This window comes from Streptomyces sp. NPDC037421, from assembly GCF_055602105.1.
Genome location: NZ_JBVJWV010000019.1, coordinates 103149 through 117307, shown reverse-complemented (window position 1 = coordinate 117307; position 14159 = coordinate 103149). Strand labels below are relative to the sequence as shown.

The 14159-nt window shown below is 72.5% G+C and carries 10 protein-coding genes; 9 read left to right on the top strand and 1 reads right to left on the bottom strand.

Annotated elements, in window-relative coordinates:
- Positions 1-55 precede the first annotated feature (55 nt).
- Entirely contained in the window at positions 56-1885 is a 1830-nt protein-coding gene (locus ACZ7IF_RS25265) for a glycoside hydrolase family 15 protein (protein ID WP_470975301.1), read from the bottom strand.
- A gap of 423 nt (positions 1886-2308) precedes the next feature.
- Between ACZ7IF_RS25265 and ACZ7IF_RS25260 the strand changes: the two genes are divergently transcribed.
- The 9 genes from ACZ7IF_RS25260 (at position 2309) to ACZ7IF_RS25220 (ending at position 14104) form a co-directional block, all read left to right on the top strand.
- Positions 2309-3955, top strand: a complete 1647-nt coding sequence (locus ACZ7IF_RS25260; RefSeq protein ID WP_125818989.1) for a CTP synthase — start codon at positions 2309-2311, stop codon at positions 3953-3955.
- A gap of 92 nt (positions 3956-4047) precedes the next feature.
- Positions 4048-4680: an NUDIX domain-containing protein gene (locus tag ACZ7IF_RS25255; protein WP_470975370.1), complete on the top strand. Its 633-nt coding sequence runs from the start codon at positions 4048-4050 to the stop codon at positions 4678-4680.
- A gap of 282 nt (positions 4681-4962) precedes the next feature.
- Positions 4963-6981 (top strand): tetratricopeptide repeat protein, encoded by a 2019-nt coding sequence (locus ACZ7IF_RS25250; RefSeq protein WP_470975298.1) that lies wholly within the window; start codon positions 4963-4965, stop codon positions 6979-6981.
- 152 nt (positions 6982-7133) lie between these two features.
- Entirely contained in the window at positions 7134-8249 is a 1116-nt protein-coding gene (gene ald / locus ACZ7IF_RS25245; RefSeq protein ID WP_125818991.1) for an alanine dehydrogenase, read from the top strand.
- Between the two features lie 326 nt (positions 8250-8575).
- Positions 8576-9736, top strand: coding sequence for a ParA family protein (locus ACZ7IF_RS25240; protein WP_125604141.1), 1161 nt, complete (start codon positions 8576-8578; stop codon positions 9734-9736).
- Complete coding sequence (locus ACZ7IF_RS25235) at positions 9721-10233, top strand: hypothetical protein (protein WP_470975294.1); 513 nt, start codon at positions 9721-9723, stop codon at positions 10231-10233. The genes ACZ7IF_RS25240 and ACZ7IF_RS25235 overlap by 16 nt, the downstream gene beginning before the upstream one ends.
- A gap of 861 nt (positions 10234-11094) precedes the next feature.
- A complete protein-coding gene (locus ACZ7IF_RS25230; protein ID WP_470975291.1) occupies positions 11095-12153 on the top strand; it encodes a segregation and condensation protein A in 1059 nt (352 codons plus the stop codon).
- On the top strand, positions 12150-12776 hold the full coding sequence (gene scpB, locus ACZ7IF_RS25225; RefSeq protein ID WP_470975288.1) for an SMC-Scp complex subunit ScpB: 627 nt from the start codon (positions 12150-12152) through the stop codon (positions 12774-12776). Before ACZ7IF_RS25230 ends, scpB begins: the two co-directional genes overlap by 4 nt.
- A complete protein-coding gene (locus ACZ7IF_RS25220; protein ID WP_470975285.1) occupies positions 12776-14104 on the top strand; it encodes a pseudouridine synthase in 1329 nt (442 codons plus the stop codon). The genes scpB and ACZ7IF_RS25220 overlap by 1 nt, the downstream gene beginning before the upstream one ends.
- Positions 14105-14159 lie beyond the last annotated feature (55 nt).

Here is a 14159-nt window from a genome sequence, read left to right as displayed (position 1 = left end):
CCCGTCAAGGGCAAAGGACCCTTACAGGCTAGGCGGGCGGCCCCGCCCCCGCGCGTCAGCCGCCGTAGGCCCCGCTCGCCGTCAGCCGCAGCGCCGTGTCGATCAGCGGAACGTGGCTGAAGGCCTGCGGGAAGTTCCCCACCTGCCGCTGGAGCTTGGGGTCCCACTCCTCCGCCAGCAGCCCCAGGTCGTTGCGGAGCGCCAGCAGCTTCTCGAAGAGCCGCCGGGCCTCGTCGACCCGGCCGATCATCGCGAGGTCGTCGGCCATCCAGAACGAGCACGCGAGGAAGGCCCCCTCGTCGCCCTCCAGCCCGTCCACCCCGGCCTCCTCGCCGGCCGTCGGGTAGCGCAGGATGAAGCCGTCCGGGGTCGACAGCTCGCGCTGGATCGCCTCGATGGTGCCGATGACCCGCTTGTCGTCGGGCGGCAGGAAGCCCATCTGCGGGATCAGCAGCAGGGAGGCGTCCAGCTCCCGGGACCCGTAGGACTGGGTGAACGTGTTGCGCTCCGGGTCGTAGCCCTTCTCGCACACGTCCGCGTGGATCGCGTCGCGCATCTCGCGCCAGCGTTCCAGCGGGCCGTCCGCGTCCCCGCTCTCGATCAGCTTGATCGTGCGGTCCACGGCCACCCACGCCATCACCTTCGAGTGCACGAAGTGGCGGCGGGGACCGCGCACCTCCCAGATGCCCTCGTCCGGCTCCATCCAGTGGGTCTCCAGGTAGCGGATCAGCTTCAGCTGGAGGACCGAGGCGTAGTCGTTGCGGGCCAGGCCCGTCATGTGACCCAGGTGCAGGGCCTCGGTGACCTCGCCGTACACGTCGAGCTGGAGCTGGTGGGCGGCGCCGTTGCCGACGCGCACAGGGGCGGAGTTCTCGTACCCGGGCAGCCAGTCCAGCTCGGTCTCGCCCAGCTCGCGCTCGCCGGCGATCCCGTACATGATCTGCAGGTTCTCCGGGTCGCCGGCCACCGCGCGCAGCAGCCAGTCCCGCCAGGCGGCGGCCTCGCCCCGGTAGCCGGTGCGCAGCAGCGAGGACAGGGTGATGGCGGCGTCGCGCAGCCACGTGTAGCGGTAGTCCCAGTTGCGGACCCCGCCGATCTCCTCCGGGAGGGAGGTGGTCGGCGCGGCGACGATCCCGCCCGTGGGCGCGTACGTGAGCGCCTTGAGGGTGATCAGCGAGCGGATCACGGCCTCCCGGTAGGGCCCGTGGTACGTACACAGGTCCACCCACTCGCGCCAGAACTCGCTGGTCGCCTCCAGCGCCGCTTCGGTGTCCGGAGTCTCCGGGGCGCCCTTGTGGGAGGGCTGCCAGCTGATCGCGAAGGCCACCCGGTCGCCGGGCCCGACCGTGAAGTCGGAGTAGGTCGTCAGGTCCTTGCCGTACGTCTGCGCGTCGGAGTCCAGCCAGACCGAGTCCGGGCCGGCGACGGCCACGGTGCGCCCGTCCACCTTGTGCACCCACGGCACGACCCGCCCGTAGCTGAAGCGCATCCGCAGCGCCGAGCGCATCGGGACGCGCCCGCTGACGCCCTCCACGATGCGGATCAGCTGCGGCGCGTGGTCCTCGCGCGGCGGCATGAAGTCGATGACGCGGACGGTCCCGCGCGGGGTGTCCCACTCCGACTCCAGCACCAGGGAATCGCCCCGGTAGCGGCGGCGGGCGGCCCGCGGCGGCTCCGCGCCCGAGGGGAACGCCGGGCCGATGCGCCAGAACCCGTGTTCCTCGGTGCCCAGAAGGCTCGCGAAGACGGCATGGGAGTCGAAACGTGGCAGACACAACCAGTCCACCGCGCCGTCCCGGCAGACCAGCGCCGCGGTCTGCATGTCCCCGATCAGTGCGTAATCCTCGATGCGCCCGGACACGTTGGTCTCCAGTCGAACGGCCACGTCCGCCCCGAAGGGCGCTTGCAATGCGCTGTCGCGCGGTCTCCTGTGCGCAGGGATCCCCGCGTCGAGTCCTAGATTGCCGGAACTGGCGTTGTTACGCCGTCTGCCGGACCGCTCGGCGGCGATGTGCAGCGTTATCCGAGCAAGTTATGAGCGCACCCTAGTGATCTCCTTAAGTATTGGGACAATGTCACTCGGCCGAACGGGTGACCTGCGGGAACGGCAGGTCGAAGGACTCGCGGAGACCGCCGCGCAGCGCGCCCGGAGGCGGACCGTCCCGGGCGCTGATAGGCTGGTACCCCGTGGACCGGTGGTCTGCCTGTGCGAATCAGGGGCCCCGAAACCGCAGCTTCGGCACCCCCGGAAACGGGAGAAGTCGCCGGACGCACCTCACCTCGCGACCACGGGAGCCCCCTCTTGGCGATGCCGCCCAAATCCATGACGACCAAGCACATCTTCGTCACCGGGGGTGTCGCTTCGTCCCTCGGCAAGGGCCTGACGGCCTCCAGCCTGGGTGCGCTGCTGAAGGCGCGCGGCCTGCGGGTCACGATGCAGAAGCTCGACCCGTACCTGAACGTCGACCCCGGCACGATGAACCCCTTCCAGCACGGCGAGGTGTTCGTCACCAACGACGGCGCCGAGACCGACCTGGACATCGGCCACTACGAGCGCTTCCTCGACGTCGACCTCGACGGCTCGGCCAACGTCACCACCGGCCAGGTCTACAACACGGTCATCGCCAAGGAGCGCCGCGGCGAGTACCTCGGTGACACCGTGCAGGTCATCCCGCACATCACCAACGAGATCAAGCACCGCATCCGCCGCATGGCGACCGAGGACGTCGACGTCGTCATCACCGAGGTCGGCGGCACGGTCGGCGACATCGAGTCGCTGCCGTTCCTGGAGACCGTCCGCCAGGTCCGCCACGAGGTCGGGCGCGACAACGTCTTCGTCGTGCACATCTCGCTGCTGCCCTACATCGGCCCCTCCGGCGAGCTGAAGACCAAGCCCACCCAGCACTCCGTCGCGGCCCTGCGCAACATCGGCATCCAGCCCGACGCGATCGTGCTGCGCGCCGACCGCGACGTCCCCACCTCCATCAAGCGCAAGATCTCGCTGATGTGCGACGTGGACGAGGCGGCCGTGGTCGCGGCGATCGACGCCAAGTCGATCTACGACATCCCCAAGGTGCTGCACACCGAGGGCCTGGACGCCTACGTCGTCCGCAAGCTCGACCTGCCCTTCCGCGACGTCGACTGGACGGTGTGGGAGGACCTGCTGGACCGGGTCCACAACCCCGACCACGAGGTCAAGGTCGCGCTCGTCGGCAAGTACATCGACCTGCCCGACGCCTACCTGTCGGTGACCGAGGCGCTGCGCGCCGGCGGCTTCGCCAACAAGGCCCGCGTCCAGATCAAGTGGGTCACGTCCGACGACTGCAAGACCCCGGCCGGCGCCGCGGCGCAGCTCGGCGACGTGGACGCGATCTGCGTGCCCGGCGGCTTCGGCGACCGCGGTGTCAACGGCAAGGTCGGCGCGATCACCTACGCCCGCGAGAACAAGATCCCGCTGCTGGGCCTGTGCCTGGGCCTGCAGTGCGTGGTCATCGAGGCCGCGCGCAACCTCGCGGGCATCGAGGGCGCGAACTCCACCGAGTTCGACGCCTCGACCCCGCACCCGGTCATCTCGACCATGGAGGAGCAGCTGGCCTTCGTCGAGGGCGCGGGCGACCTGGGCGGCACCATGCGCCTGGGCATGTACACGGCCAAGCTGGCCGAGGGCTCGATCGTGCGCGAGGTCTACGGCGACGCGTACGTCGACGAGCGCCACCGCCACCGCTACGAGGTGAACAACGCCTACCGCGGCGAGCTGGAGAAGAAGGCCGGCCTGGTCTTCTCCGGCACCTCCCCGGACAACAAGCTCGTCGAGTACGTCGAGTACCCGCGCGAGGTCCACCCCTACCTGGTGGCCACCCAGGCCCACCCGGAGCTCCGCTCCCGCCCGACCCGGCCGCACCCGCTCTTCGCGGGCCTGGTCAAGGCCGCGGTGGAGCGCCAGCAGCAGGGCTGACGCGCGGTAGCTGACGCTCGGTAACGTAGGCAGCCGGGTACGGATCATCCGTACCCGGCTGTCGCGCGTTGTGGAGGGCACTGGCCATGGGGATCGCCATCAAGGACACGTCGGAGACCTGGGAGACGCTGTCGACCAGGCGGCCCTTCCAGGGCGCCAAGACGGCGGTGGACTCCGACGAGGTGCGCATGCCGGACGGTTCGGTGGCCCGCCGCGACTACCAGGTGCACCCGGGATCGGTGTGCGTGCTCGCCCTGGACGGGGACGGCCGGGTACTGGTGATCCGGCAGTACCGCCACCCCGTCCGGCACCGGCTGTGGGAACTGCCGGCCGGGCTGCTGGACGTACCGGGGGAGAACCCGCTGCACGCGGCGCAGCGGGAGCTGTACGAGGAGGCCCACGTCAAGGCGGGGGACTGGCGGGTGCTGGCCGACTTCTTCGCCTCCCCGGGCGGCTCCGACGAGGCGATCCGGATCTTCCTCGCGCGGGACGTGGCCGAGGCGGACGGCGAGCGGTACGCGGAAACCTCCTCGGAGGAGGCCGACATGCAGGTGGAGTGGGTCGCGCGGGAGGACTTGGTCCGGGGGGTCCTGGCCGGCGAGCTGGGCAACCCGGCGCTGGTCACGGGGGTCCTGGCCCTCACCGCCGCCCTTGCCTCCGAGGGCGGCCCCGAAGCCCTCCGCCCCGCCGACGCCCCCTGGCCGGCCCGGCCGTACGAGGCGTAGCCGGGTGCGGGTGGTGTGCCGCTGCGCGGGCTGCTCCCCGCCCCGCCCTTCGCCCGTTCCCCGGGGCGCTGCCCCGGACCCCGCTCCCCGGGGGCTCCTCCTCCCGGACCCCTACGCCTCAAACGCCGGCGGGGCTGGAATTCGCTGCGCGGAAGGACCGCTCCGCGCAGCGGCACACACCACGCGTGGCCACGGCAAACGGGGGCGGCTCGGTAAATAGGTACATCCGCTGATCCGATCGGGCGATCTACGGGCCGCGCTCCCCGCAGGTCGTCGCTCTGCGTGAACTACGCTCAGCAACCCGAAGGCAGGGAGAGGAGCGGATCCGTGGCGGATTTCGTCGGGCGGCGGCGTGAGCTCAAGGAGCTGCGCGAGGACATCGCGCGGACCGGGCTCGACACCCTCTCGGGCCGCAAGGCGAAGGCGCCCCGCGCACGGGTACTGCTCGTCGCCGGGCGGCCCGGCTCCGGGCGGACCGCGCTCGCGGAGGCGTTCGTGCGCGAGGTCGCCCCCCAGTACCCCGACGGCCTGCTCCGGGTGCGGCTCACCGAGCCCGGCGGGGAACCCGTCGCCACCGAGCGGGCCGTCCGCACCCTGCTGGAGGGGCTCGGGGAACGCACCCCGCCCGGGGCCGGCGAGGACGACCTCAGCGCCGCCCTGCGGGAGGCCCTCGCCGGGCGGCGGGCGATCCTGCTCGTCGACGACGCCGCCGACCCGCACCAGGTCGACGCCCTGCTCCCCGACACCCCCGAGTGCCTGGTCGTGGTCACCGCCGAGGGCCCGCTCACCGGGATCCCCGACGTCCGCCCCTGCACCCTCGGCGGCCTCGACCCCACCTCCGGCGTCGGCCTGCTCGCCCGGCTCATCGGCGACACCCGGGTCACCGTCGACCCCCGCGCCGCCGAGGCCCTCGCGGAGGAGTGCGGAGGGCTGCCCGCCGCGCTCGCCCTCGCCGGCGGCTGGCTCGCCGCCCACCCCAAGGCCGCCGTCGCCGACCTCGCCAAGCAGCTCCACGACATGCCCCCCGGCAGCGCCGGCCCGCTGGGCCGCGCCTTCCGGCTGGTCTACGAGTCCCTGCCGCAGCCGGCCCGCCGCACCCTGCACCTGCTGCCGCTCGCCCCGGCCGGGTACCTCGACTCGCACACCGCCTCGGCCCTGGCCGGCTGCTCGGTGGCCGCGGCCCAGTCCACCCTGGAGGACTTCGCCGCGCTGGGCCTCGTACGGCACGCCCCGGACGGCCTCTTCCTGCTCCCCGGCTGCCTCGCGCCCTTCCTCCAGGCCCTGCTGGAGACCAAGGAGCGCCCCGCCGAGGTACAGCTGGCGCGCGCCCGGATGCTGGAGCGGACCGTACGGCTGCTGACCTCCTGCCGGGCCATGGCCGACACCGGCGAGGACGACGACGGCCTGCTGCGCGAGCACCTGGACGGGACGCCCCGGGCCCTGCGCTTCCCCGACCGCCGTGCGGCCGGCACCTGGCTCGACACCCGGCTGCCCGCGCTGACCTCGTCCGCGCACCTGGCCGTGGCGGACGGCGGGCTGGACACCCTGGCCCGCAGGCTGGTCTCCGCCCTGGTCCGGGCGCTGGCCGGGCACCGGGGCACCGAGGCGGCCGCCCCCGAGCTGTACGGGCTGCACCGCCTCGTACTGGACGTGGCCGAGCGGCGCGGCCTGCACCGGGAGCGGGCCGCCGCCCTGCTGAACCTGGCCGATCTGGACGCCGAGACCGGCCGGACCCAGGACGCGCTGGCGCGGTACCGGGCCGCACTGGGCGCGGGGAAGGCCGCGAAGGACCCGTACGCGACGGGCCGCGCGATGGAATCCGTAGGCGGTGCTTACCAGGAGCTGGCGGACTGGCCCCGGGCCTCCGACTGGTTCGGCCGCGCCCTGGCCCACGCGCTCGCGCGCGGCGAGCGCGTGGACGAGGCCAGGCTCTACGGCCGGCTCGGCAACGTGCACACCTACGCGGGCCGCTACGGGGAGGCCCTGCGCAGCTGGCGCGCGGCCGCCGCGGGCTACCGCCGGCTGGCCGATGTCCCCGGCCAGGCAAAGGCGTTGAGCGAGATGGCGCGGGTCCAGGAGTACGCCGGCCGGCCCGAGGAATCCCTGCACACCTGCCGCGAGGCCATCGAGCTGGCGCGCCGGGCCGGCGACCAGCGGCTTCAGGCCGCGCTCCAGGTCCGGCTGGCCGACACGCTGGACCGTCTGGGGGACCCCGCAGCTGCGAGGCTGCACCGTTCGGCTGCCGACAGATTGCTGGGAGACGACCCCGCGGCCTGCGAAATCCGTAGTGTGTCCGACTGAAATTATTGGTTTGCAAGGCTAGACAGCGCCTCATCCTTCATTAGACTGGCTTCACCACGACATCCAGTGGTGCATCCCGTTGCGCGTTCTTGTGGGCGGGTATGTATGGAAGTACCCCGTAATATCCCCTGAGCCAAGGACCGTGATCGACGATGAAGGTCGGCATCCCCCGCGAGGTCAAGAACAACGAGTTCCGGGTCGCCATCACGCCCGCCGGCGTGCATGAGCTCGTCCGCAACGGCCACCAGGTCGTCATCGAGCAGAACGCCGGTGTCGGCTCCTCGATCACGGACGCCGAGTACGTCGCCGCCGGTGCCGAGATCCTCGGCACCGCCGACGAGGTCTGGGCCGCCGCGGACCTGCTGCTGAAGGTCAAGGAGCCCATCGCGGAGGAGTACCACCGCCTCCGCAAGGACCAGACCCTCTTCACCTACCTGCACCTGGCGGCCTCCCGCGAGTGCACGGACGCCCTGCTGGAGTCCGGCACCACCGCCATCGCGTACGAGACGGTCGAGCTCGCCAACCGCGCGCTGCCGCTGCTCGCCCCGATGTCCGAGGTCGCGGGCCGCCTGGCCCCGCAGGTCGGCGCCTACCACCTGATGCGCTCGGCCGGCGGCCGCGGCGTCCTCCCCGGCGGTGTCCCCGGCACCCACGCCGGCGAGTGCGTGGTCATCGGCGGCGGCGTCTCCGGCTGGAACGCGGCGCAGATCGCCATCGGCATGGGCTTCCACGTGACCCTGCTCGACCGCGACATCAACAAGCTCCGCGAGGCCGACAAGATCTTCGGCACGAAGATCAAGACGATCGTCTCCAACGCCTACGAGCTGGAGAAGGCCGTCGTCGAGGCCGACCTCGTCATCGGCGCCGTGCTGATCCCGGGTGCGAAGGCCCCGAAGCTGGTCACCAACGAGCTCGTCGCCAAGATGAAGCCCGGAAGTGTCCTTGTCGACATTGCGATCGACCAGGGCGGCTGCTTCGAGGACTCCCGTCCGACCACCCACGCCGAGCCGACCTTCCAGGTCCACAACTCGGTCTTCTACTGCGTCGCCAACATGCCGGGCGCGGTTCCGAACACCTCCACCTATGCCCTGACGAACGCGACCCTGCCGTACATCGTGCAGCTCGCGAACCTCGGCTGGGTCGAGGCGCTGCGCCGTGACCCGGCGCTGGCGCTGGGCCTCAACACCCATGACGGCAAGGTCGTTTACGGTCCCGTCGCCGAGGCCCACGGCCTCGAGACCCTCGAGCTCAGCACGCTGCTCGGCTGAACCGTCAACGACTGACGTCAATCTCACGTATCCGGCCGGACCTTGCCCGCAAGGTCCGGCCGGACGCGTTTGCGGCATGCCCGCGCAGCCCGCTCAACTCGCCTCGAACGTAACCCTTTAACCCTTTCGCACACCCGCGAAACTTCGCAGTGACAGCGCGCACGCCCTTGACAGAGTGGTGTTCGGTTGCCGACACATCGTGCCGGGTCCGGCGGATTGTGTTGCCGCTGGGCGGTGACACGCCATAGAGTCGCCAACCGTCGGCATGGTGCAACGCTGACCTATCGATAAGTGTCCTGGTCACGTCCGAGGAGGTAAGACGACTTGTGAATGAGTCGACATTTGCTCCTGGAGGTGGTCGAGCAGGGACGCCTGAGCGGGGACAGGGTCCTGCCGGGCTCGAAGCTGTCGGCTCCGTCGCGGTCCGCACCTTCGCAAACCACCAGCACATGACGACGCCCCAAAAGAGCATGGACGGCCTAGACGTGAACTCCACGGCCGGCGACCACGGTGGCGATACGCCCATTGGATTCGCCGACTACGACCAGGTGCCCGAGGGGCACTTCTACGACCCCGACGCGGAGTACGAGCCCGACCCCGAGTACGCGGCCACCCTCGCCCCCGACGCTGCCCGCCAGCGCCGCGAGCGGATCGGCCCGACCGGACGCCCGCTCCCGTACTTCCCGATCCCGGGTCCGCTGACCGACCACGGTCCGGCGAAGATCATCGCGATGTGCAACCAGAAGGGCGGCGTGGGCAAGACCACGTCGACCATCAACCTGGGTGCCGCGCTCGCCGAGTACGGGCGCCGCGTGCTGCTCGTCGACTTCGACCCGCAGGGCGCGCTGTCCGTGGGCCTCGGCGTGAACCCGATGGAACTCGACCTGACGGTCTACAACCTGCTCATGGAGCGGGGCATGTCGGCCGACGAGGTGCTGCTCAAGACCGCGGTCCCCAACATGGACCTGCTGCCGAGCAACATCGACCTGTCCGCCGCCGAAGTGCAGTTGGTGAGCGAGGTCGCGCGCGAGTCGACGCTCCAGCGGGCGCTGAAGCCCCTGATGGCCGACTACGACTACATCGTGATCGACTGTCAGCCCTCGCTCGGCCTGCTGACGGTGAACGCCCTGACGGCGGCTCACAAGGTCATCGTGCCGCTGGAATGCGAGTTCTTCGCGCTGCGCGGTGTCGCGCTGCTGACGGAGACCATCGAGAAGGTCCAGGAGCGGCTCAACCCGGAGCTGGAGCTCGACGGCATCCTCGCCACGATGTACGACTCCCGTACGGTGCACAGCCGCGAGGTGCTGGCGCGCGTGGTCGAGGCCTTCGACGACCACGTCTACCACACGGTCATCGGCCGGACGGTGCGCTTCCCGGAGACCACGGTCGCCGGCGAGCCGATCACCACGTACGCGTCCAACTCCGTCGGCGCCGCCGCCTACCGCCAGCTGGCCAGGGAGGTGCTCGCCCGGTGTCCCGCCGAGTGAGTCTGCCCGGAGCCGACGAACTGTTCCGCACGACCGGGGGGATGGCCCTCCAGTCGTCCTCGCCGCGGCGGGGCGCAGAGGAGGCGCCGGCGGCCGGGGGCGGGGGTACGGGCGGGGAGCACGCGGCAGCACCGGCGGACGGCACGACGCGGACCACGGGGGAGACCCGGGGCCGGGAGACCGCGGAGCCCGCGGTGGGCGCGCAGCGCAGGCCGCAGGAAGGTTCTGCCAGCGGCGGACCCCGGCAGGGCAAGGGCCAGGGCCGGGGCGCGAACCGGCGGCCGAGCGGGCGCGAGCGGCACGACGAGAAGATCACGGTCTACGTCTCCGCGGAGGAGCTCATGGACCTGGAGCACGCCCGTCTGGTGCTCCGCGGTGAGCACGGCCTGGCGGTCGACCGGGGCCGCATCGTGCGCGAAGCGGTCGCGGTCGTCCTGGCGGACCTGGAGTCGCGCGGCGACGCCAGCATCCTGGTCCGCCGCCTCCGCGGCCGCTAGGGGATGTCCGGCGGGTGAGGGTCGGACAGTCCCGGGCCCGGGACTGATCCGCCGGACCCCCCTAAGGGCTGTCCCGTAATCCCCGGCGGGCGCACGACGCCGGCTACGGCACCTCGCTGCGTTGTCGGAACGCCCGAATACGCCCAGTACGGGGGCGCCCCTCCGCCTTGCGATGCACCGCATCCGACGCCGTGCGCCGGTCCACCGGGGATTACGGGACAGCCCTTAGGCCGTCTTCACTTTTCGACGCGGCCCTCGCACCGCTCAGCGCCGGGGCGCCTCGCGGGCTTCGGCCCGCTGCGCCGGACTCCGTCCGGCGGCCCTGGGGCGGGGCCAGTGCCGGTGCCCGTGGCCGGGGCCGGCGGGTCGGGTGCGGCCGGGCGGGCCCGCTGCGCGGGGCGAGGGTCCCCCACCCGCCCTTCGCCCGTTCCCCGGGCGCTGCCCGGACCCGCGCCTCAAGCGCCGGCGGGGCTGCCCCGGCCCGGGGCACGGGCGCCGCGCGCCCGTCGTCTCCGTGAACCGGCGCTCCGTGCCGGTGCGGGTCACCGCACGGCGCCACCGCGCCCGCGCCTCAAACGCCGGCGGGGCGTTCGAGCCGGCTCAGCCGAATCCAGCCCCGCCCGGGGGCACCTCCCAGCGGTAGCCGGGGGAGCGTGGGGCGCCGGGTCCGGGGCGGAGCCCCGGGGTCTTTGCAGCCTCGCCGGCGTTTGAGGCGCGGGGGGCTGGGGGCGGAGCCCCGGGGGACGGGGGAAGGGCGGATGGGGGAGCGCACCGCGCAGCGGTAGACGTGCTCCCGCCCGGCCAGGGCCTAGGCTGCACCCGTGGCCGCTCGGCCGAAACCCCGTACCACCCTGGACCGCGATGCCCCCGAACGTAGACGCCCCCCGCCCGGCCCGCCGGAGCCTGGGCCGTGGCCCAGGGGTGGCCCAGGAGGCCGCCCAGGCGCCCGCTGCGGCCCGCGAACCGCTCGGGGGCGACCGGGGGGCCGGGGAAGCCCCCCAGGCGCCTGACGCCCCGCCTGGAGGCGCCGCAGGGCCCGATCGGGACGCCGCCCGGCCCGCTGACGGCCCGGCCGACGGCGCCGCAGGCCCCGTGGCGCACCCGCCGGCCGAGCCCGCCGCCGGCGACGGGCGGTTCACGCTGCGGCTCGACAACTTCGAAGGGCCCTTCGACCTCCTGCTCCAGCTGATCTCCCGGCACAAGCTCGACGTCACCGAGGTCGCCCTCTCCAAGGTCACCGACGAGTTCATGGCGCACATCCGCGCCATGGGCCCCGACTGGGACCTCGACCAGACCACCGAGTTCCTCGTGGTCGCCGCCACGCTGCTCGACCTCAAGGCCGCCCGCCTGCTGCCCGCCGCCGAGGTGGAGGACGAGGCCGACCTCGCCCTCCTGGAGGCGCGGGACCTGCTCTTCGCGCGGCTGCTCCAGTACAAGGCGTACAAGCAGATCGCCGCGATCTTCCAGGACCGCGCCGAGGCGGAGGGCAAGCGCTACCCCCGCACCGTCGGGCTGGAGCCGCACCACGCCGACCTGCTGCCCGAGGTGGTCATCAGCATCGGCGCCGACGGCCTCGCCCGGCTCGCGGTGCGGGCCATGCAACCCAAGGCCGCGCCCCAGGTGTACGTGGACCACATCCACGCCCCGCTCGTCAGCGTGCGGGAGCAGGCAGGGCACGTCGTACGCCTGCTCAAGGCGCGCGGCGAGGCGACGTTCCAGGAGCTGACCGAGGACGCCCCGGACACCCTCACCGTCGTCGCCCGCTTCCTGGCGCTGCTGGAGCTGTACCGGGAGAAGGCCGTGGCCCTGGACCAGCCGGAGGCCCTGCTCCGGCTCACCGTGCGCTGGTGCGGCGGGGACGGCGACGGGACGCCGAGGGTGATGGACGAGTTCGACCGAGTCGTGGAGGTGGCGGAATGACCGGGGTGCGGGACCGGCTGGAGCTGAAGGGCGCGCTGGAGGCCGTGCTGATGGTCGTGGACGAGCCCGCGACCGCCGAACACCTCGCGAAGGTGCTGGACCGCACCCCGCGCGAGGTCGCCGAGGCCCTCTCCGCGCTCGCCGACGAGTACACGGCGCAGCGCCGCGGCTTCGAGCTGCGGCTGGTCGCCGGGGGCTGGCGGTTCTACACCCGGCCCGAGTACGCGGCGGCCGTGGAGGCCTTCGTCCTGGACGGGCAGCAGGCCCGGCTCACCCAGGCGGCCCTGGAGACCCTGGCGGTGGTCGCGTACCGCCAGCCGGTGAGCCGTTCGCGGGTCTCGGCGGTCCGCGGGGTCAACTGCGACGGGGTCATGCGGACCCTGCTCCAGCGGGGTCTGGTGGCCGAGGCGGGCACGGAACCCGAAACAGGTGCGATCCTGTACAGGACGACGAACTACTTTCTGGAGCGTATGGGCCTGCGAGGCCTGGACGAGCTCCCGGAGCTCGCGCCCTTCCTCCCCGAGGCGGACGCGATCGAAGCCGAGACGCAAGAAGGTGTGCCGTCGTTCGATCCGGACGCACCGGACACTGACGTAGACGACGACAAGACGACGGAACTTTGATGCGAAGCAGCGGCAACGGCAACGGTGGCGGCAACAGGAACAGCGGCGGCGGCAGCGGCGGCGGGCGCGGTAACGCCCGCGGCGGCGGCTCCGGCGGCGGTGGCGGCTACCGGGGCGGCGGCTCGTCCGGCGGCTCCGGCGGTGGCGGCTACCGGGGCGGCTCGTCCGGCAGCGGCTCGGGCGGCGGCTACCGGGGCGGTTCCTCCGGCGGCTCCGGCTCCGGCGGCGGTGGCGGCTACCGGGGCGGTTCCTCCGGCGGCTCCCGGGACCGCGACCGGGACCAGGCGCCCCAGCGTCCCCGCAACCCGCGCCCCGAGGAGCGCCGCTACGACGTGGGCCCCGAGGGCGAGCGCAGCGGCCGCAGCGGCCCCAAGGCCGGTGGCGGCGGTGCCCGCGGCGCGGCGGCGCGCGGCGGTGCCAAGGGCGGTCCCCGTACCCCCTCCCGCACCCCCGGCATCGGCGGCGCCGGCGGTCCGCGCAGCGGTCCGGGCAGCCGCAGCGGTCAGTCCCGCCCCCGCGAGCTGGACGCGCGGATCGAGGAGCGCGTGCGCGACCGGTACGCCGACAAGCCCGTGATCAAGACCCCGAAGACCTTCCCCGGTGCCGAGCTGGAGGGCGAGCGCCTGCAGAAGGTCCTCGCACGGGCCGGCATGGGCTCGCGCCGCGCCTGCGAGGAGCTGATCGAGCAGGCCCGCGTCGAGGTCAACGGCGAGATCGTCACGGAGCAGGGCAAGCGCGTCCAGCCGAAGGACGAGATCAAGGTGGACGGCCTGACGGTCGCCACCCAGTCCTTCCTGTTCTTCGCGCTGAACAAGCCCGCCGGCGTCGTCTCCACCATGGAGGACCCGGACGGCCGCCAGTGCCTGGGCGACTACGTCACCAACCGCGAGACCCGCCTCTTCCACGTCGGCCGGCTCGACACCGAGACCGAGGGCATCATCCTCCTCACCAACCACGGTGAGCTGGCCCACCGCCTGACGCACCCCAAGTACGGCGTGCAGAAGACGTACGTCGCGGCGATCACCGGCTCCCTGCCGCGCGACATCGGCAAGCGGCTCAAGGACGGCATCGAGCTGGAGGACGGCTGGGCCCGCGCCGACAACTTCCGCGTCGTCGACCAGGTCGGCAAGAACTACCTGGTCGAGGTGACCCTCCACGAGGGCCGCAAGCACATCGTCCGCCGCATGCTGTCCGAGGCCGGCTTCCCGGTCGACAAGCTCGTGCGGACCTCCTTCGGCCCGATCGAGCTGGGCGACCAGAAGTCCGGCTGGCTGCGCCGCCTGACCAACACCGAGGTCGGCATGCTCATGCGCGAGGTCGGTCTGTAGTCCCCCTCGCAGGATCCGGCGGAAGCCCGCGGTGCCATCAGGCGCCGCGGGCTTC